General features: G+C 57.1%; 17 protein-coding genes. 16 read left to right on the top strand and 1 reads right to left on the bottom strand.

Annotated elements, in window-relative coordinates:
- Positions 1–7 precede the first annotated feature (7 nt).
- From ABD937_RS21605 to ABD937_RS21535, 15 genes are all read left to right on the top strand, one after another.
- A complete protein-coding gene (locus ABD937_RS21605) occupies positions 8–2,500 on the top strand; it encodes an ATP-dependent Clp protease ATP-binding subunit (RefSeq protein ID WP_345258056.1) in 2,493 nt (830 codons plus the stop codon).
- A 202-nt stretch (positions 2,501–2,702) separates the two neighbouring features.
- On the top strand, positions 2,703–3,149 hold the full coding sequence (locus ABD937_RS21600) for a hypothetical protein (RefSeq protein ID WP_345258055.1): 447 nt from the start codon (positions 2,703–2,705) through the stop codon (positions 3,147–3,149).
- A gap of 18 nt (positions 3,150–3,167) precedes the next feature.
- Positions 3,168–4,559: a DUF5458 family protein gene (locus ABD937_RS21595; protein ID WP_345258054.1), complete on the top strand. Its 1,392-nt coding sequence runs from the start codon at positions 3,168–3,170 to the stop codon at positions 4,557–4,559.
- Between the two features lie 24 nt (positions 4,560–4,583).
- Positions 4,584–4,982: a type VI secretion system tube protein TssD gene (tssD, locus tag ABD937_RS21590; RefSeq protein ID WP_345258053.1), complete on the top strand. Its 399-nt coding sequence runs from the start codon at positions 4,584–4,586 to the stop codon at positions 4,980–4,982.
- Between the two features lie 98 nt (positions 4,983–5,080).
- Complete coding sequence (locus ABD937_RS21585) at positions 5,081–6,889, top strand: type VI secretion system Vgr family protein (protein WP_345258052.1); 1,809 nt, start codon at positions 5,081–5,083, stop codon at positions 6,887–6,889.
- A 2-nt stretch (positions 6,890–6,891) separates the two neighbouring features.
- Positions 6,892–7,332: a GPW/gp25 family protein gene (locus tag ABD937_RS21580; protein WP_345258050.1), complete on the top strand. Its 441-nt coding sequence runs from the start codon at positions 6,892–6,894 to the stop codon at positions 7,330–7,332.
- Between the two features lies 1 nt (position 7,333).
- Entirely contained in the window at positions 7,334–9,211 is a 1,878-nt protein-coding gene (locus ABD937_RS21575) for a type VI secretion system baseplate subunit TssF (protein ID WP_345258049.1), read from the top strand.
- Positions 9,212–9,246: 35 nt separating this feature from the next.
- Entirely contained in the window at positions 9,247–10,056 is an 810-nt protein-coding gene (locus ABD937_RS21570) for a hypothetical protein (RefSeq protein WP_345258048.1), read from the top strand.
- A 70-nt stretch (positions 10,057–10,126) separates the two neighbouring features.
- Entirely contained in the window at positions 10,127–10,447 is a 321-nt protein-coding gene (locus ABD937_RS21565; protein WP_345258047.1) for a hypothetical protein, read from the top strand.
- 107 nt (positions 10,448–10,554) lie between these two features.
- Positions 10,555–11,046, top strand: a complete 492-nt coding sequence (locus ABD937_RS21560) for a hypothetical protein (protein WP_345258046.1) — start codon at positions 10,555–10,557, stop codon at positions 11,044–11,046.
- Positions 11,047–11,067: 21 nt separating this feature from the next.
- The gene (locus ABD937_RS21555) at positions 11,068–11,313 is read left to right on the top strand and encodes a hypothetical protein (protein WP_345258045.1); all 246 of its coding nucleotides are present in this window, start codon (positions 11,068–11,070) and stop codon (positions 11,311–11,313) included.
- Positions 11,314–11,354: 41 nt separating this feature from the next.
- Positions 11,355–12,005 carry a pesticin C-terminus-like muramidase gene (locus ABD937_RS21550; protein ID WP_345258044.1) on the top strand — a complete coding sequence of 217 codons (651 nt, stop codon included), beginning with the start codon at positions 11,355–11,357 and terminating at the stop codon, positions 12,003–12,005.
- A 54-nt stretch (positions 12,006–12,059) separates the two neighbouring features.
- Positions 12,060–12,431: a PAAR domain-containing protein gene (locus ABD937_RS21545; protein WP_345258043.1), complete on the top strand. Its 372-nt coding sequence runs from the start codon at positions 12,060–12,062 to the stop codon at positions 12,429–12,431.
- A 7-nt stretch (positions 12,432–12,438) separates the two neighbouring features.
- The gene (locus ABD937_RS21540) at positions 12,439–15,258 is read left to right on the top strand and encodes an RHS repeat-associated core domain-containing protein (RefSeq protein WP_345258042.1); all 2,820 of its coding nucleotides are present in this window, start codon (positions 12,439–12,441) and stop codon (positions 15,256–15,258) included.
- A 22-nt stretch (positions 15,259–15,280) separates the two neighbouring features.
- On the top strand, positions 15,281–15,688 hold the full coding sequence (locus tag ABD937_RS21535) for a hypothetical protein (RefSeq protein ID WP_345258041.1): 408 nt from the start codon (positions 15,281–15,283) through the stop codon (positions 15,686–15,688).
- Positions 15,689–16,211: 523 nt separating this feature from the next.
- On the opposite strand, the gene ABD937_RS21530 is transcribed toward ABD937_RS21535, so the two are convergent.
- A complete protein-coding gene (locus tag ABD937_RS21530) occupies positions 16,212–17,105 on the bottom strand; it encodes an SDR family NAD(P)-dependent oxidoreductase (protein ID WP_345258039.1) in 894 nt (297 codons plus the stop codon).
- A gap of 869 nt (positions 17,106–17,974) precedes the next feature.
- Between ABD937_RS21530 and ABD937_RS21525 the strand changes: the two genes are divergently transcribed.
- Positions 17,975–18,982 (top strand): hypothetical protein, encoded by a 1,008-nt coding sequence (locus ABD937_RS21525; protein WP_345258038.1) that lies wholly within the window; start codon positions 17,975–17,977, stop codon positions 18,980–18,982.
- Positions 18,983–19,004: the final 22 nt, after the last annotated feature.

Here is a 19,004-nt window from a genome sequence, read left to right as displayed (position 1 = left end):
ACAGACTATGGTGACGCTTTCGCTGAACGACTCCCTCAAGACCGCGATCCAGATCGCGCAGTCCTTTGCCCGGGAGAACTACTCCGAGAAATTCTCGCTGCCCCACCTGCTGCGCGGGCTCCTGCACAAAGAGGCCGGCCTCACCGACTTCCTGAAGTCGATCGACAAGGACATCTCCTACATGCAGGAGTGGGCCGAGATCCGGATGGAGGATTTCCCGCGCTCCGCCCGCCTGCCCGAGCTCATCACCGCCGACGATGCCGTGGCCCGCGTGCTGGAGGAGGCCGACAACATCCGCCTCAAGCTCGGGCTCGACGACGTATCGCCGATCTGCGTCCTTGCTGCACTGGTGAAACCCAACGTCGGGTTCACCGTAGACCAGCTCAAATCGTTCCCCCTCCGCGAGAAGGAGATCCTCGACCTCTACCTCAACGACTCCTCCATCAAGCAGGCCGTGGGCATGCCCGCCGTAGCCGGCGGCGCCCCCGATGCAGGCGGTGGAGCAGCCCGCAGCACCAACGCCCTGCTCAAGTACTGCGTCGACAAGACCTCGCTGGCGCGGGAGGGCAAGGTAGACCCCATCGTGGGCCGCGACAAGGAGACCCGCATGATGCTGGAGATCCTCGGGCGCCGCTCGAAACCCAACGTCATCATCATCGGCGAGCCCGGCGTGGGTAAAACGGCCCTCGTGGAAGGCTTCGCCCTCGCCCTCGCCGAAGACAAGGTGCCCGATAACCTCAAAGGCGCCATGCTCTTCGAGCTCGACATGGGCGCGCTCGCCGCCGGCGCCTCCTACAAGGGCGAGGTGGAAGACCGCCTCAAAAACATCATCCGCGAGATCAAGCAGTTCGACAAGGCGGTGCTCTTCATCGACGAGATCCATACCCTGCTCGACCCGAAAGGGCCGGCCAGCGGCGGTGCGGCCAACCTGCTGAAGCCGGAGCTAGCGCGCGGCGAGATCACCGTGATCGGCGCCAGCACCAACGACGAGTACCGCAAGATCATCGAGCCCGAGCAGGCCTTCAACCGCCGCTTCGAAACGCTGCGCGTGGAGGAGCCCGACCTCGTTACCGCTACCAAGATGATGGAGAAAGTGGTGCCGGCCTACGAGGCGCACCACAGCCTGCAGGTACGCCGCGATGTGCTCGCCGAATGCGTGCGCCTCGCGAAGCGCTACGTGAAAGACCGCCGCCTGCCCGACGCCGCCATCGACCTGCTCGACCGCACCATGGCCGCCATCCGGATGATGAACGAGACCTCTCAAAACGAGCTCATCGCCCTCAGCGCCGAGTTCGAGCGCATCCAGACCGATGCGGAGCTCGATGACGCGGGCCGCCTTTCGGAATACCGCTGGTTCTCCCGCTCCATGCACAACCGCCTCAGCCCCGTGCTCATCGGCCTGCTCCAGGACGCCACTGACGCCGCCGCGATCGAGGAGTTCGAAGCGCTGCAGCAGCATCTCGCCAACCAGCTGAGCAAGCTCACCGCCCTCAGCCAGGAGATCTCCAATGAAGTGACGAAGCAGGAGATCGCTGCCGTAGTTTCCTATAAGACCGGCATCCCCATCGGGAAGATCCAGGCGCAGGAGCAGCAGAAGCTGCTGCAGATGGAAGACATCATCAAGCGCCGTGTGGTGGGCCAGGACGGCGCCGTGAAGTCGCTCTCCAACGCCATCGTGGAATCGCGCAGCGGCCTCAACAAGCCCGGTCAGCCCATCGGCTCCTTCTTCCTGCTCGGGCCCACCGGCACCGGCAAGACCGAGATCACGAAATCCCTGGCCGACTTCCTCTTCAACGACGAGAAGGCCATGATCCGCTTCGACATGTCGGAGTTCAAGGAGGAGCACTCGGCGGCACTGCTCTATGGCGCGCCTCCCGGATACGTGGGCTACGAAGAGGGCGGCATGCTGGTCAACAAGATCCGCGCACAGCCCTACTCGGTGGTGCTGTTCGACGAGATCGAGAAAGCGCACCCCTCCGTGTTCGATATCTTCCTGCAGATCCTCGACGAGGGCAAAATGCACGACCGCCTCGGCAAGGAGGGCGACTTTTCCAACGCCCTGATCATCTTCACGTCCAACATCGGCAGCGAGTGGATCGTGGAGCAGTTCAATACCGGCGTGCAACCGAAGTCGTCGCAGCTGATGGAGATCATGGCCCGCCATTTCCGGCCCGAGTTCCTCGCCCGCCTCACCGAGATCGTTCCGTTTGCGCCGATCTCCGAGGCCAACGTGGTGCGCATCCTCGAGATCCAGATGAAGAGCCTGCTCGAGAGCCTCGACAAGCAGTCCATCTCGCTCGAGATCGACGAAGCGGCGAAAAAGAAGATCGCGCTCACGGACTTCACGCCGAAGTACGGCGCGCGGCAAATTTCGGGCGTTATCCGGACGCACCTGCGCCGGCCGCTTTCGCGCCTCATCGTATCGGGTGAGGTGAAAAAAGGCTCGAAGGTGCGCGTGCATCTCGACGCCGAGGATGTCATCCAATGGCAAATCGATTGATAATGAACGATGTCGCCGGAAACGCCCGCCGGGAAAGGGTTTCAGCTATACCCAAAAGCGGGTATTTTTCTCAAGAACTTACCTAAATTCTTGTTACGTGTCACTTAAGAGTTTATTTTCATACTTGAGAAGATTGTTCACTCCGGGGGCATCCAGTACACCTCAAGAACCCCCCATTATTCAAATACCAAAACAACCCCTTATGTATCAGTATGGAGTAGGAGGCAATGACGTGCCGCAGGACGCCTCGGAAGCGATTACCAACCTGGCACAGAACCGAACGCTTTTTGTACAGCAGCTCACCCAGGACGCCCCGGTAAAGCCCGAAGCCGTGTATGACCTCAAAACGATCGAGGAGGTATTTGCGCACTTCAAGCCGGAGGTGGACGTCGACTTCGAAACGGAGGAAGGCTCTACCCGCACCGAAACGCTTCGCTTCGGCAACCTGGGCGACTTCAGCACCAACAGCATCGCCGCGCAGAGCCCTTACCTGCAGGATCTTGCCGTGCAGGAAGAGCAGTACCAGAAAATGATCAAGCAGCTGGACAAGAACAAGCTGATGAAACTCGTAATGGCCAACCCCGACGCCAAGGCCGCTTTCCTCAGCGCCCTGCAGTCGCTCCGGCAGGAACTGGAAGACAATAAATAACCGTAAAACAACCTCCTCATGTCAGAAACGAATTTACAGCAGCAGGAAGTTGCGGCCGAAGCCGCGTTCCTGGACGCCAAGCCCATTCCCTCCGCATTGCCGACACGCAGCCTCGACGAAAGCGTGAAGGCCCTCGCCAAGTTCGGCGGCTTCGACTTCCTGGAATCTTCCATCGACGGCGTCAAGAACCTCAACCCCGAGCGCAAGGCCCTCAAGAAGATCTTCCTTACGGAGGGCTCGAAAAAAGCGGAGCGCGAGTCGCTCAAGAAAAAGCTGGACCTCTGGATCAAGATGTTAAGTGAGTCCGACGACCTGTCGGGAATGTTCGACAAGGCCACGCAGCGGCTCACCTCCATCTCCTATACACTGAAGAACAACCTGCGCGTGGCGCTCGAAACGACCCGCCAGCTCGAAACGAACTACCGCTCGCTCGCCCTCTTTTACAAGAACGCCGAGTCGGACAAGATCAAGAACGTAACGATCGTGAATGCGGCCTTCGAAGACATGAAGGACCTCGACAACACGCGCTTCATCGACTATATCGCCGACGAGCTGAAGCAGAACTACGACCGACTCGACCTCCGCAACCACTACGCCATCCTGGCGCTCCCGGGTTACCTGGGCTCCAACAAGGTAGTGGAGAAGTGGGCGAAGATCGCGCACTCCAACAAGGTGATGCTCGTGACCGACTTCGAGAACCTCGACAACGTGGACGAAGTGATCGACATGTTCGAGTCCGAGAACCTCACCGGCGGCGACGTGTATCGTTCCAACGTGATGATGACCTGCAACTGGCTCGTAGGCCGCGGCAAGAACCAGGAAGTAGGCGAGGAAGAAGACGTAATGGTTCCGCCCTCCTCCGCCATGGCCGGAAAGCTCTATACCACGCTGATGTCGCAGGTGGCTGCGGGTAAGAAGCACGGTGGCATGAACGAGGTGGACGGCGTCAAGTTCGACCTCAAGAAAAGTGAGATCTCCACGCTCGACCGCATCGGCCTCGTGCCGATGGTGAACGAGTACGGCAAGGTGATGGCCTTCTCCGCCAAGACGCTCTTCAACGGCGACAACCTCGGCCTCCAGACCTATTCGGTAGTGCGCGTGTTCGACTACATCAACAAGACCCTCATCGACTTCCTCAACCGCCGCGCCTTCGAGAACTGGACCGGCAAGACGGAAAAAGAGCTGCGCGAGCAGATCGTGAAATTCCTCGACGGCATCACCGGGCCCTCCAACCTGATCGAGAAGTTCCGGATCGACCGCTTCGAGCGCGACGAGGTCAATAAGGACCGGATCCACCTGGACATCCACATCACGCCCTACTTCCCGGCCAAGAGCTTCATGCTCAAGCTCGATGGTACGAAGGGTGATGACGGCAACACCAACTGGGACACACAAACCAAACAGCAATAATTCTTCATCGTTAAAACCATCACTATGTCTTTCAAAGCAAAATTGAAAATGGGAGGCAAGGAGTTCGACGTACTCCATTGCAGCTACACCTTCCGCCGCGACGTCGACGCTAAAGGTCGCCCGGCTTCCAGCGTTTACGGCGGCACGGTTCAACTCGAAGTGGAGTCCACCGATGATACTTCCGTACTGGAATCCATGATCAACAACGTGTACAAGTCCCAGAAAGGCACCATCACGTTCCAGAAGCGCGATGAGGACGCCAAGATGAAGGAGCTTTCCTTCGAAGATGGCTACATCGTGCAGTACTCCGAGGCCCTCGACTCCGTAGGCAGCAACCCGATGACCATCAACTTCATCGTTTCTGCCCGCACGCTGAAGATCGGCAACGCCGAGCACCAGAACGACTGGCCGGATAAGAAGTAACCGTCCGCCGATCCAAAATAACAAGCGCCACAAAGTTTGCGTTTCAGTTTCTGAAGCACCGATTTTGTGGCCTTTATTTCTTATTCAACGCCGCCACCGTGTCCCAGCAAATCGATATCGAGATCACCACCGAAAGCGGGAAGCAAATCACTCCCTTCTCGTACCTGACGGTCACGCAGCAGTTCAACGGCCACCACCAGTTCGAGCTGCGCTTCAACCATGACGTGATCGAGGAGCCCAACACGATGCTGCTCGACGGGGCACAGGCGTACCTCGGCAAGGCGATCACCTTCACCTTCCGCGAACGGGACGACAGCAACTACGCGGATCACATCTTCAAGGGCGTCGTTACCGACGTATCGCTGGCCAACACCGTGGGATCGATGGGCGACATCATCTTCCGCGGCCACAGCCCCACGATCCTGCTCGAAGGCGGGCCGCACAATGCCTCCTTCACCAAGAAGGGCCTCGCGCAGATCGTTCGCGACGCCACCCGGAACGTGTCGTCCAACCTGATGGGCATTGCCCCGGACCCGAAGTTCAAGAGTACCGTCCCCTACATCGTGCAGTACAAGGAGTCGAACTTCCAGTTTCTCCGGCGCCTTGCGGGCGAGTACGGCGAGTGGTTCTTCTACGACGGGCTCCAGCTTTGCTTCGGAAAGCCTTCCAGCGCGAAGCAGATCGAGCTCAAATACCCCCGCGACATCTCGGACCTGAAACTGAACGTGCGCGTGGCACCGGTCAACTTCGAGCAGGTGGAGTACAGCTACAAGGAAGAACAGCATTTCACCACGGCCTCTGCCGACGTATCGGCCAACAACCTCTCCAAGTTCAACGATGGCGCCGCCAGCGCGTCTGCGAGCCTCTTCTCTTACAAACCCGTGCAGCTGTCGGCGCCCGAAGCCGCCACGAAGCAGGAGCTCGACAACCTCGTAACGCACGAGAAATCGTCGCGCGTGTCGGACCTCGTGTACCTGCATGCGGTTTCCGACTCGCCCTACGTGCGCCCCGGCATCAACGTGCAGATCGTGGCCGTGCAGCCCGACAAGAAAGGCGAGACCGACTTCGGCACCTATACCGTAACCAGCGTCACCCACTCCACCGACGGACTGGGTAACTACCAAAACTCATTCGAGGCCGTCCCCTCCAAGGTGACCGTCATGCCCAATCCCTACGACCGCGCGCCGCAGGCCGAACCGCAGCTGGGCGTGGTCAAGAACAACAAGGACCCCGACAACCTGGGCCGGGTGCAGGTGCAGCTCTTCTGGCAGGATGGCCCGGAAACGACGCCCTGGATCCGCGTGATGAGCCTCCACGCCGGCCTCCGCTCCGACGACAGCAAGAACCGCGGCCTCTTTTTTACCCCGGAGATCGACGACTACGTGATCGTGGGCTTTCATCAGAACGACCCGGCCCGCCCCTTCGTGATGGGCAGCGTGGCCCATGGCAAGGCCGTGGACTCGGCTAAGAACAGCGACAACCACATCAAGGCCATCCGCACCCGCAGCGGCAACACCATCTACTTCAAGGATAAAGACCAGCAGAAGGAGCAGGAGATTGTGATCAAGACCGACGACGCCAACATCATCTCCATCCTGCTGAAGAACGATAAAGGCACCATCACCATCAAGTCGAACAAGGCCATCGAGGTGCACTCCGAATCCACCATCAACGTTTCGTCCGAAGCCATCACGGTGAAGGGCAAAACGATCAAGGTGGAGGCCAGCGACTCCATCGAGATGAAGGCCAAGACGATCAAGATGGAAGGCAGCCAGGAGATCGGGGCGAAGAGCACGAACGTCAAGGTCGAAGGCAGCGCCACTGTAAAGGTGAAGGCGTCCGCGCAGCTGGACCTCGACGGCGGCGGCATGGCCAACCTCAAAGCCGGCCTCGTTAAAATCAACTAACCATGGTCAAGCACTACTACGAGCTCCCGATCCGCTTTTCCTCGCTGCTGAAGCGCAACAGCGACCTCAATACCTGCGACCTTAAAAAGTCGATCGCGCAGAACCTCTACCTCATCATCACCTCCAAGTTCGAGGAGCACCGCTACGACAAAAGCTACGGCTGCGAGCTCTGGGATATGGACTTCGAGCTCATCGCCAACCAGAACCTCTGGCTCGAGCGCATCCGCAAGTCGGTGGCCAACTCGGTGACGCGCCACGAGGTGCGGCTCTACGAGATCGCCGTGGAGATCGAGATCGGGCAGGACGAGAACCTCACGTCGCTGAAGGATTCGAAGTCCGTCAAAAAGAAACTGAGTATTTACATCAAAGGGCGCATCCGGGAAACCGGCGAGGAGTTCCCCTTCTCGACCACCATCTACCTGAGCCCCCTCTCATTGGATTGATATGAACAGCACGAATGCAATTGTGAGCAAGGAAGCCGTGGCGGCGCGTATGTTTCGCCATGCCGCCCGCTATTGGGGCTACAACGATGCCGATATCGACAACTTCGACCCGCTGGTGCGCCTCCTCATCGAGGCCTGCTCGGTGGAGCTGTACCGGATCTCCAACGAGATCTCGTCGGTACAGGAGCGCATGCTCGATAAGCTGGCCCGCCTCCTCACCCCGGAGGTATATACGGCGCCGACGCCGGCCCACGCCATCCTGCATGCGCGCGCCGTGGAGCCCGAGCTCTCGGTGTACCCGGCGATGCAGTTCTTCTTCCAGCGCAAGGTGCCCTCCAAGCCCGGCGGCCCGAACGACGCCAACCTCGACATCTTCTTCTCGCCCGCCGGCAACTACCGCGTGTTCAACGGCGACGTCCGCTTCATGGCCTCGGGCAACAGCTTCTATAACGTCAACGCGCAGCAGCTGAAGGAGTCCTTCGGCGTATCCGGGGGCTACGGCCGCCGCCTGCCCGCCCATACCCTTTGGCTTGGCATTGAGCTCGACCCACAGGTAAAAAGCCTCGACGGCCTCACCTTCTTTTTCGACCTGAAGAACTACCCGACCAAGAACGCGCTCTTCCCGCTGCTGCACTATGGGCAGTGGAGCAGTGAGGGCCGGGCACTCGAGATCGAGGAGGGGCTGTGCGATGCGCTCACCGGCGCGCCCGCCTTCTCGGCCTTTACGAGCTTCGACGAATTCGACATCAACCAGAACGTGGAGCGGAAGGTGAACCACCTGTACCGCCAGCAATTCATCACGGTGCGCCAGCCGGCCGGCGCCCTCATCACGGCGGCGCCCTACCCCGCGGAGTTCGCCCAGGTGCTGAGCCAATCGGAGCTGGGGCGCTTCCAGCAACCGCTGCACTGGATCAAGCTGGTGCTGCTGCCCGAGTTCGACGAGCAGGTGCTCGACGACCTGAGCGTATCGATCAACTGCTTCCCGATCGTGAACCGCCACCTCAACGAGGTGCGCTACCGGCTCAACCAGAGCTTCAACATCATTCCCCTGCTCTCGCCCGAGCAGTTCCTGTCGGTGAAGTCGGTGCACGGCACCGACCTGGCCACCGGGCAGGGGCATTTCTATTCGAGCAACCCCTTCGAGGCACGCGATACGAAGGGCACTTACTCGGTACGCACCGGCGACGTGGAGCGCTTCGACAGCCGCGACGCCATCGAGTACCTGAACTATGCCCTGGAGCTGCTGCGCGACGAAAGCCGTGCCTTTGCCGCCCTGGGCCAGGACTTCGTAGCCTCGCTGATCAAAGAGCTGAACCAGAACATCGCCCTCCTCGAGCAGAAGGTGCGCCAGAACCTGTCGATGCTGAACCAGACGCCTACCTACCTGCTGGTGAACCCGCACGTGGAAGGGGAGAACATCTTTGCCGAGTACTGGACCACTAACGGCGAGATGGGCAACGGCATCCGCAGCGGCCTCCGCCTCGACCTGTACCAGGGCGCCGACCTGGCCCACGAGAGCATGCTGCTGATGACGAGCACCACCGGGGGCAAGGACAAGCTGCAGAACACCCAGGTGCTCGACGCTTACCGCAATACGCTCATCACCCGCGGCCGCATGGTGACGCTGGAAGACATCCGGAGCTTTTGCCAGATGCGCCTCGAGGGCCGCGCCCACTCGGTGACCGTGCAGAAAGGCGTGGGCGTGAGCCCGCTGCCCCATGCCGGCCTCGTGAACCTGATCGACATCGAGGTGCTGCCCCTGCCGGGGTTCCGCTACCCCGAGGAATGGGACACGATCAAGGCCGACCTCGTGAGCGACCTCGAGCTGCAGTCGGCCGTGTCGATGCATTACCAGGTGCGGGTGCGGCTGGAAGACTGAGGACCCATCATTGAACGAACGAAAACCGAGGGGGCATGATCGATATTGTGATTTGTGTGGACGGAACGAATTCGAAGACGTACAAGAACAGCAGCGTCCGGAATTTCTACCATAGCGTGCAGGCCCAGGAGAAGGTGTTTCACGACGGTCCGTCGGAAGGAGGCGGGATTGCGGGTGCCGACTGGCTCGTGATCCGCAACCAGCTGCGGAGCGACCTCGATCGGGTGGCGCGCAAGTACGGGGAGGAGAGCTTCTTCAACGGCTACCAGTGCACGATCGGCCGCAACCCGGGCTTCCGCTTCATCCTGGTAGGCCATTCGCGCGGCGGCCACGTGGTGATCCACCTGGCGGCGATGCTGAAGTACCGGAGCCATTTCATGGGGCTGTACGATGCGGTGGAGCGGACGTCGACGCGCTGGGACTCGTTCAGCCGTACGATCTATAACGTGGACCACGTGTTCCATGCGCGGCGGCACCCCGAGGTGGGCTCGCGCACGGCGCAGCCGCTCGCCTGGCGCGAGGCGCTCCCGGGCTGGGGCTGGGGCTCGGCCCTCGCCACCGCTGCCGGGAGCCGCCTCATGGACTTCGGCAACACGGGCACGAGCACCGGCGACGGCGGGGCCTACCAGGAGCGGCTCTTCCGCACCTCGCACGGCGGCATCGGCGGCGACGTGTTGACGGAAGCCGTAGTAGGCATCCCGCTCGTAGACGATACGAGCTGCGCGGTGACGCTCCTGCAGCGCAGCGCGGCCCAGCAGGCGAAGCGGGCCGGCTGCCTGGTGGAGTCGAGGGAGGCGGATGAATATATCCGCAGGAGTGCCCGGTTGGTGGGGGTAAGGATCTGATTCATTTGATCAACCATTAAAACCAATAGCCAGGAAGCATCCGGCTGATTACGATAAAAACGCTTGAAATATGGCAAACGACGATGTTAAACTTCAATCGGACAGAAATTTTGCCCGCCAACTGAATCAGATCCCTGGCGTCGACGGGCACCAGTATGATACGGGCCAGCTACGTTCGCTGGCAAAAGACTATGCAAAGGCATGCGGTGCCGGTGCGGCAGTGGGCGCTTTAGCTGGAGCGCCGCTGCTTGGGGTTACGGCTATTGCCGGCGCCATAGGTGGCTGCGTGGCAGGTATTGGTGCGCGGGCCCTGCATACAGGCTCAGATACGGTGGGCCTGCAGCTCGATAAATTTCACAGGAGTCTGAAGAGCGGCGGAAGTTCGGAGTAGAGCGCCGCACAGGTTGCGCGCAATAGTTTGAAGCCGCTCCCGGGATGGTGGCTGAGACCGGCGCACAAAAATCTATAACCTCTCAGTAAACGTATCAAAACATTGTTATGCAAGAAATGCACGTTTCCTTCAATGTGTTCTTCAAGCGAAACCTATTGACCATGGCCAGCGTGGGTATGGACATGGCTAGCCGCGGTGATGTGGCCAAGGAGCTTCTGGACCACGCCTGTAGCCGTATTGTAAAAGAGATCGAAGAGGACACCGACTTTGTGATCATCCTGAATGCAAAGGACCGCAACGGCCGGGTGCCCTGTAAGCGACATAAGAACTTTACGGACGAAGACCAGAACGAATTCATGCGGGTGACTGCCTATGGAGGCGAAGCGGAGATCGATTACCTGATCGGCAGCTCGGTGCAGCGCGCGGCGGTGGATGTGAAGAAAGCGACATCGGGTGCCTGGAGCAGCCTGTGCAACCTAGCTTCGGGAATGAAGGAAGCGGCTGTGGCAAAGATGGAGGGCATGCAAAAGGAAGCCGGGAAGATGGTTGATTTCGTGACCCGCGATCATATGCAGGATTATGCCGACCGGTTCAAATAATAATGGATAAAAAACGAACGTATGCGTACCGGAGTGGAACCCAGGTTTGTAAAAAAGAACAAGGCGGTTTACACGGCCAAGGAGTTGCCTGTGAATCACGGCTTCGGCAACAAGTACCCGATTGCTCAGGACGCGAAAGGGTATGTGGTCAGCGATGGCTTCGAGGCGGGCATGCTCCGCGTGCTGTTCTCGCTGCACCAGGGCAATGAGCGGGTGCAGTTCAACGCGGAGTCGGCGCGGCACTACCTGGAGTGCGATCCGTATTGAAACATCGATAGCCTAACTCATCACCTGATAAATAACCAATTATGGCAGGAGCATATGCAATTGATTGGGACTTTATTTCCAATAAGGAAGGCGGCACGAAGACAAAAGCTTACGTGCCGGTGTGTACCGCGAAGTCGGTCATCAACCCGGAGAACCGTACCTGCTTCGGCAAGCCTACGGGTACCGTGATCGGGAAAAGCGGCGTGACGATCGCTGCCGGGGTGGACCTGGGCCAGATGAACGAGCATGAGTTCTCGAAGCTGAAGCTGCCGGCGCACCTGGAAACCCTGTTGAAGCCATTTGTAGGCAAGAAGAAGGACGAAGCCGTATCGAGCCTGCAGGAATTCGAGACCCAGCATAATACATCCGTGCAGATCACGATGACCGATGCCAAGATCATCAACCAGCGGCTGAAGGAAAAGACGGTAGGCGTGCTGGCCAAGAACTTCGACCGCGACTCAAATGTGAAGTTCGACGAGCTGCCTGCGGAGGCACAGACGGCCCTTGCCTCGCTTGCCTTTCAGTATGGGCCCAACTTTCACGCCAAGGAGAACGACTTCCTCCAGAAGGTATGGGACGGCTATACGAAACAGGATTATAACGCATTGGCGAATACCTTGGAAAACGCGCCCGAGTACAAGGGGCGTCGTAAGGAAGAAGCGGCTATGCTCAAAGGGATGGGCTATCGCTAAATCATTCATGAAGAAAATACTGCCATGGGAAAACCTGCCGCACGAATAGGAGACATGCATGCCTGCCCGATGGTAACGCCGGGCCTGCCGCCCATACCCCATGTGGGCGGGCCCATCACCGGCCCGGGCTGCCCCACGGTGCTGATCGGCGGGATGCCGGCGGCTGTAATGGGCGACATGTGTACCTGCGTGGGCCCGCCGGATACAGTGGTGCTGGGCTCCATGGGTGTGCTCATCGGGGGCAAGCCCGCCGCACGCCTGGGCGACCAGTGTGCGCATGGAGGAAAGATCGTGGCGGGATGCCCTACTGTGCTGATTGGCGAGTCGGCGGCAGGAGGTGGGGGTGGTGGGTTGATGCCTCCGCAGTTCAATACGGCGAAATCAGCTTCTGCAAAAGGCGCTCTGGCAATGAAAAAATGTAAATAAAGTTTTTGTGTTCGTTATTACCAATGATCAACTCGAAGCGTTTCGCGTTCCTGTGCGCAAAAAGCAACGTCTGGAGATTCTTCAGGCACTGCTCGTTCGTGGAATGGAAGCGCAAGAAGGCGATGAAAGGAGCCTGGTCATAACGAACAACAATTCACGCGCTACACTGCATTTCGATGAGCGTTTTCAGGTCGATAAGCTGGTCAAAAACGCGGAAACAGAATACAAGTTTCGCTTCGACCGGGAAGACCGTTTAGCAGAGTTGTTGTTGCCCGGGGGTGAAGAGACTATCGGATTTGAGTATGACGGAGATCTCATTAACAAGATTCTTTTCAACGGGCAATCAACAGAATTTTCCTACGATACACAGGCGCGCATTACGGAAATTACTTCCGCTGATGGGCGAAAGCAACAGATCTCTTACAATAAAAGTGCGCAAGTAGCTTCTTACACCAGCCGTGGGAGGGCTACAACCACATTTCAATACGCAATCCGCAATGGAGCGACTGAGTATTCGGTAAGGGATGCATTAGGTCAAAGTTTTCGTCTTCAGGAACACCCGGTTAGTGGCGAGCGCGAGATTCAATTTGCGGATGGGTCTAAAGAGAAGATCTTTTATGATGCAGAGGAAGAAGCAGAAGTAACCACCCTGCGCAACGGCCGGAAAAAAAGAACCTACTATGGAGCACAATACCCGGAACAGATCCTCTGGGAAGACGGACAATTTTTAAGTATTGCTTATAACAACTTTCAGCTTCCCGCCTCGGTGACGAATGGGGCAGGCACTCTCGAGTTTTTATATGATGAAGGTGGTCAGTTCTGCGGTGAGCGACGTATGGGACGGGAAGTTCGGCTTTCCTTCGAACAAGAGCGCCTGAGCACGATTCACTACCCCTCGGGCCTCGAGGTCCAATACCGATACAACAGCGATGGAAAGCTGCATAGCCTGAATTTAAGCGGCATGCCTTGCACGTATCATTATGGGCAGAATGAATGTCTTTCGGAAATTCATTATCCTAACGGGTGCCAACTCATCACAGACAGAAAAGTTATTGCCGGGTTGAAGGAGTGGAAGTTGGTTGATGAGCGAGGAGGATTACTTTCAAGGCATGTATATGGATACGACGCTGTTTTCCGACTGACCTCATGGAAAATGCACGATAGCACCCTGCCGGTGAAAGATCGTAATTACCAGATCCGGTACGACGATGATGGACATGTGCTGTCGGTTCATGAAAGTAACACTCAAAGGGAAGAAGTTTTTACCTATGATATAAAGGGAAATCTGGAAAGCTCCGGGGATATAACGATCCGGTACGGGTCGATGGATGAGCCGCAACGCATTGGTGCCGCGACCCTGGAGTATGATCGAAACGGCAACATTACCTCGCTGCCGACTGCTGAAGGGGGCTTACTGCGGCTCTCCTTCAGCAGTGAGGGCAGGATGATGAGCGCGTCGACAAATGTAAAGCGGTGGGTGTATGCTTATGATGGAGTCGGAAGACGGACCAGCAAAACTGACGGACGGGAAACCTGGCGCTTCTTTTGGCTAGGCGAGCAACTGATCGAGGAAATCATCGAAAAGGACGGAGCGGCAACAAAAAGATCCTACATCTACGATCTGGAAAATCCTACTCCTGTTGCCTTTGTGGAAGACGGACACACGTACTGGATGCATACCGATGTCCGGCACGCGGTGGCAAAAGTCACCGACGATCGGGGTACAGTGGTATGGTCTGCGGATTATACCGCTTTTGGACAAGCAAAGGTGCATGTAGCCAAAGTCCGACAACCCTGGCGGTTAGCTGGGCATTACCATGATGAGGAGACGGGGCTCCATTACAGCCTTTCGCGATACTATTCTCCGCATTGCCAGACATTTCTTTCACTGGATTCCAATTGGTCGTTATTGGCTGCATCGAATTACAGTTATTGCGATAACGATCCCTTTAACAGGATTGACGCTGACGGAAATATGCCTGCATGGGTATCTCCGGCAGCGGCGATGACAGCCGGGATAGTGGCAACGGGACTGGCTACTGCTGGCTTAGCGGCATTGGCTGTGGCCGCGGGGGTAGCTGCATCGCCTGTGGCCTTGGGTATTGGAGCAATCATCGTAATTGGCGCGGTCGCAGGTGCTATCGGCGGCGCCGTAGAGAGTGTGGTAGCGAACAAGATGAAAGGGGAAGATGTGTGTGTACCCTGTGCCTTAAAGGCAGCAGGCATGGGTGCTTTATTGGGGGCAGTAACGGGAGGTGTTGGAAAAGGTGTTGGAAGATTACTAGCACGCGCTACCCCTAAGGCGTTGGCAATCATGTCCAGAAAAACTCCAAAAGTTTACGAATGGGTAAAGAATATGAAGTTCAAAGCCCATGGATTAGAATTGGATAATATCCCTAAAGATATTCAAGAACAAATGTTAGAAGGGTATGCAGCTCACCTGAGCAATGAGCAAAAAAAACAATTTTTGAAAGGAGTCATCAAAACCGGATCTGATGTTCCGATTCCCGTGAAGCTAACGCCTGCTGATAAAGTATATAAGTTGGTGCCTAAAGGATCAACGAAACCAACCACTTCCCCTTATTACATGTCAGAAAGTGAGTATCTTGCATGGAAGAGTTCTGGCACTCATCCTGGTCAAAAATACGGTCTACCATTATCGTCTCATGCTGAAGAGTTTGATGTGTTTGTGGCAGTGCCAAAAAAAGAGGTTACTGTGTTTGAGTCAACGGTAGCTTGGACTAGTCAGGGAATTTATCCAACTACTGGTGGAGGTAAACAAACGCTACTACTAAATACAAACTTGTTTGATATTAACCCGCTCTAATAGATAAATATTTAATTGGTTTATGAAATTTGCAGGGTATTGGGCAACGCTTCCAAAAAATACGATTGATGTTGCAGATTGTTCAAATAAAGAACTGCTAGCGAAGTCTAATATAATTAATTCAGCATTCGATTTCCTCCTGTCAAAATTGGATACATTGGAACGTGAAGATTATTCAGCGATAGATAGTTTGCTTGCCGAGACTATCGGCTTTGCTTACGAAGTTGCTTATTGTAGAGCTGCAGACACCAATTCGCAAAATCATGCTTTCAAACTGTTAGAAAGAGCACGTTCAACTGCAAATAGAATCGATAAGTCCCAACTAAGTAAGGCTAAAATTATTGGTATTTTAGAGATGTTATCTCAATATGATTTAGAGGATCAAAAACGTCGTGATATCGAGCAGGAGCTAATAAGTTACCAATCTTAAATGTAATGTGCACGTTATGGCTTCACTATTGTTCTTATAGTCAACTTAATCGGTAAGTAGAGACTGCGTTTGCTTTCAAATAGTCGTTGTGATCAGATAGCTGGTGGATTATAAATTCAGGAGGATGTATACAAAGAATGAAATTCTACGTGCTCAAAGGTTCTTACTAGCCATCACCACACATAACGCGGGAGAATTGCTTCATCGTGCTAGCAATTATTTTGGGAACTCATTTCTTAGCGTAGGCAATAATTCTGTTTGCAACAACGCACCAAATCAGTACTCGAACCTATATATTTAAGTTTGATGATTACTTAAGTGCTGAAAGTGGAACCCACGTGAATATAAATTAGTGAATGTCAGCCTGTAGCCAACTATTGCCTAACTTTTATTAAGATATAAATTTAATGTATAGTGACAGTATTAAACAACTGCTTCCAAAATTGTCTGAAGTTTTCAGTTGTTTCCTTGCCAACGGTGATTAGAATACTTTTAGTGTCAGTTTGTACTTCGTGCCGTTCCCTCACGGCGCCTTCAACCCCTCCTGCGGCTCCCGCCCCCGGATCATACTCGTGGCACCATCCATGCTATGCTTTAGATCCAACTCGCCCTTGGGCGCGGCGTCGGCCGCGTCCTTCGCTTCCAGCCCGACCGGGCCCTTGCCGATGGTGATGCCGCCGTCGACCGTCCACAAAGCTCCCGTTACATAGGACGCTTCATCGGACGCTAGGAAAACATAGATATTCGCGACTTCCTCCGGCGAGCCGCGGCGGCCCATGGGCGTGCCGCTGATGATCATCTGCTCGTGCTTCGCCTTCATGGGGCCGTGCTCCTTGTGCGTCCAGGCGGTGTCGATGCCGCCGGGGCACACGCAGTTGGCGCGAACCCCGTGCTTCGCCTGCTCCACCGCCACGCCGCGCGTGAAGGCATGGATGAATCCCTTGGTGCCGCCGTACACTGCGTTCTCTCCGAGGCCCAGGAAGCCCGACTCCGACCCGGCCGATACGATGCAGCCCCGCGTCTTCTTCAGCTCCGGCACCGCGTAGCGCGTCATCAGGTAGGCGCTGCGCACGTTGTTCTTGAGCAGGTACTCGAAGGCCTCGAGCGGGTAGTTCTCGATGAGCTCCATTACGGGGAACACGCCGGCATTGTTGATCAGGATGTCGAGCTTGCCGAAGGTCTTCACCGCGTAGGCCACGCATTCCAGGGCTACCGACTCCTGCGCCACGTCGCCGATAAAGGCCGCTGCCTGCCCCGATTCCTGGAGGATGTCGCGCACGACATCGTTGACGGGGTCTTCGGGAAAGCCGTTGACGACGACGAGGGCGCCCTCGCGGGCGAACTTGCGGGAGATAGCCTCCCCGATGCCGGTGGCGCCGCCGGTGACGATGGCGACCTTGCCTGCTAAGCGGTTCATAGATCTGCGTTTAAGGTACCCGCACGCGCTACAAATCTGTGCCATACTGTGCGGTAACGTCCTCGGGCAGGCCAGCGCCGGCCATCGCAACCAACCACATGGCGGTTGTTTGAGTTCATGCGCTTCCCGGAAGTGCTGCAATGATCGGCCGCAGGCCGTCGGCCGTAGCCTATGGCGCGGCGGCCGGGGCGGCCTCCGCGCAACGGTGCAACAACGCGACGAGGAGATGCAAGTACAAATGTTCAGCACGTTGTCTCTTCGCTGCGCCGACGTGCGGAAAAGGTCCGCTTGCGGCCCTGCCGGCCCATCCGTTGACGCAAACAGCCTCAAAGAGCGCAACGGTCCCGGCGTGCATCACCCGCATTCCGGTTGCCTGCGCTGCCGCAGTGCTCCCGCAGGGCATACCGTATGTTGCCGTACGCCAAATGTAAAAAGGCGACACCGTGTAAATACGGCTGCCCGTGTAGAAATACCGGACCTGTAAAAAGGCCGATGCGCACACGCGGAACGGCCTTTTTTTGTAACGGCGAACAAATGTCCGCCAGGACATCGTCGCGCCCCTACGGTTCAATCCGGGATTTCAACAGTTCGGGCAGGATTGGGTCCGCTTTTGCGCGCCGCACCGGAAGCCGGGATACCTTTACGCCCACGATCGGTGCTTTTACCCTCCACGGCGCTTGCTTTTCCTTCTAAAACAGCAGGCCGGGGAACGACCCGAGCCAACGCGCTTCCCGATCGTCCTGCTTATACTCCTTCAGACACTACCGGCGGCCCTGTTCCGTAGAAATACGGAACGTGCATGCCCACCCCCACCGGTTGCCGCCCAACGGCAACGGGCCCCGTATTGTCACAACTTAAAACCACTGGATATGAAACAAGTATTGACCTTCTGCCTGCTCGCCGGAGCAGCGCTCTTCTCCCAATCGGCCAACGCCCGCGTGCTCCGCGTCGGATACCAGGGCCCGCAGGTAGCCGGCACCGACTACCAGAACCTGCAGTCTGCCGTAGACGCCGCCACTGCCAACGATACGCTGCAGCTGTACCAGAACAACTACGGCGGAACCGCCACCGTCACCAAGCGCCTCGTGTTCGTAGGTTTCGGCTACCGCCTCGCCCAGAACCCGGGCCTGCAGGCGGTTCCGGCGGCTGCCAACACCAGCACGCTCTCCTTCCGTGCCGGCTCCGAGAACTCCGTGGTGCAGGGCATCAGCGGCAATATCTATATCGCCGCCGAGAACGTAACCGTATCGCGCTGCTCGGGCAACGTGTACCTGGGCTACAATACCAACGCGGTGCATGTGCCGGTAACAAACGTAACCGTGACCGCCTCCCACATCGACCTGTATGGCAACTACGGCGCCGTCAGCAACGCTCACATCAGCAACTGCATCATCAACGTCAACAACCTGTCCAACAGCGCCGGCCTGTATACCAACAACGTGATGATCGGCAACAATCCCGTTTTCGGCGCCTTCGTAGTGAAGAATTCCATCTTTACCTACAACGCCACCTGGGCCTGCCCCACCGGCATCAACGCCATTTTCGAGAATAACCTGTTTGCATCCAGCTGCACCGTCACCGGCGCCAACAACCAGCTGAACGTGCCGATGGCCAACGTGTTCGAGGACTGGAACGGCTTCACCAACGGCGGCTCCGAATCGCTGCTCGCGCTCAAGGCCGGCAGCCCTGCCCTCGGCTTCGGCGTAAGCGGAACCAACACCCCCACCGACGCCGGCATCTTCGGCGGCGACGCGGGCCTCGTATACAAGCCCGGCGGCATTCCCGCCATCCCGTCGATCTACCAGCTTTCGGCCCCGCAGCTGAACGCCACTACCAACCCGTACACCATCACCATCAGTGTGCGCAGCAATAACTGATCGGCGCTCGGCACCTCTTTTC

The organism is Flaviaestuariibacter amylovorans, from assembly GCF_039541815.1.
Taxonomy (GTDB): domain Bacteria; phylum Bacteroidota; class Bacteroidia; order Chitinophagales; family Chitinophagaceae; genus Flavisolibacter; species Flavisolibacter amylovorans.
The sequence above is the reverse complement of the archived record's forward strand: the minus strand, read 5'-3'. Positions and strand labels throughout refer to the sequence as shown.

Coding starts and splice junctions, on each gene's coding strand:
- ABD937_RS21605 (WP_345258056.1), top strand. CDS start 8: ATGGTGACGCTTTCGCTGAACGACTCCCTCAAGACCGCGATCCAGATC.
- ABD937_RS21600 (WP_345258055.1), top strand. CDS start 2,703: ATGTATCAGTATGGAGTAGGAGGCAATGACGTGCCGCAGGACGCCTCG.
- ABD937_RS21595 (WP_345258054.1), top strand. CDS start 3,168: ATGTCAGAAACGAATTTACAGCAGCAGGAAGTTGCGGCCGAAGCCGCG.
- tssD (WP_345258053.1), top strand. CDS start 4,584: ATGTCTTTCAAAGCAAAATTGAAAATGGGAGGCAAGGAGTTCGACGTA.
- ABD937_RS21580 (WP_345258050.1), top strand. CDS start 6,892: ATGGTCAAGCACTACTACGAGCTCCCGATCCGCTTTTCCTCGCTGCTG.
- ABD937_RS21575 (WP_345258049.1), top strand. CDS start 7,334: ATGAACAGCACGAATGCAATTGTGAGCAAGGAAGCCGTGGCGGCGCGT.
- ABD937_RS21570 (WP_345258048.1), top strand. CDS start 9,247: ATGATCGATATTGTGATTTGTGTGGACGGAACGAATTCGAAGACGTAC.
- ABD937_RS21565 (WP_345258047.1), top strand. CDS start 10,127: ATGGCAAACGACGATGTTAAACTTCAATCGGACAGAAATTTTGCCCGC.
- ABD937_RS21560 (WP_345258046.1), top strand. CDS start 10,555: ATGCAAGAAATGCACGTTTCCTTCAATGTGTTCTTCAAGCGAAACCTA.
- ABD937_RS21555 (WP_345258045.1), top strand. CDS start 11,068: ATGCGTACCGGAGTGGAACCCAGGTTTGTAAAAAAGAACAAGGCGGTT.
- ABD937_RS21550 (WP_345258044.1), top strand. CDS start 11,355: ATGGCAGGAGCATATGCAATTGATTGGGACTTTATTTCCAATAAGGAA.
- ABD937_RS21545 (WP_345258043.1), top strand. CDS start 12,060: ATGCATGCCTGCCCGATGGTAACGCCGGGCCTGCCGCCCATACCCCAT.
- ABD937_RS21535 (WP_345258041.1), top strand. CDS start 15,281: ATGAAATTTGCAGGGTATTGGGCAACGCTTCCAAAAAATACGATTGAT.
- ABD937_RS21530 (WP_345258039.1), bottom strand. CDS start 17,105: ATGAACCGCTTAGCAGGCAAGGTCGCCATCGTCACCGGCGGCGCCACC.
- ABD937_RS21525 (WP_345258038.1), top strand. CDS start 17,975: ATGAAACAAGTATTGACCTTCTGCCTGCTCGCCGGAGCAGCGCTCTTC.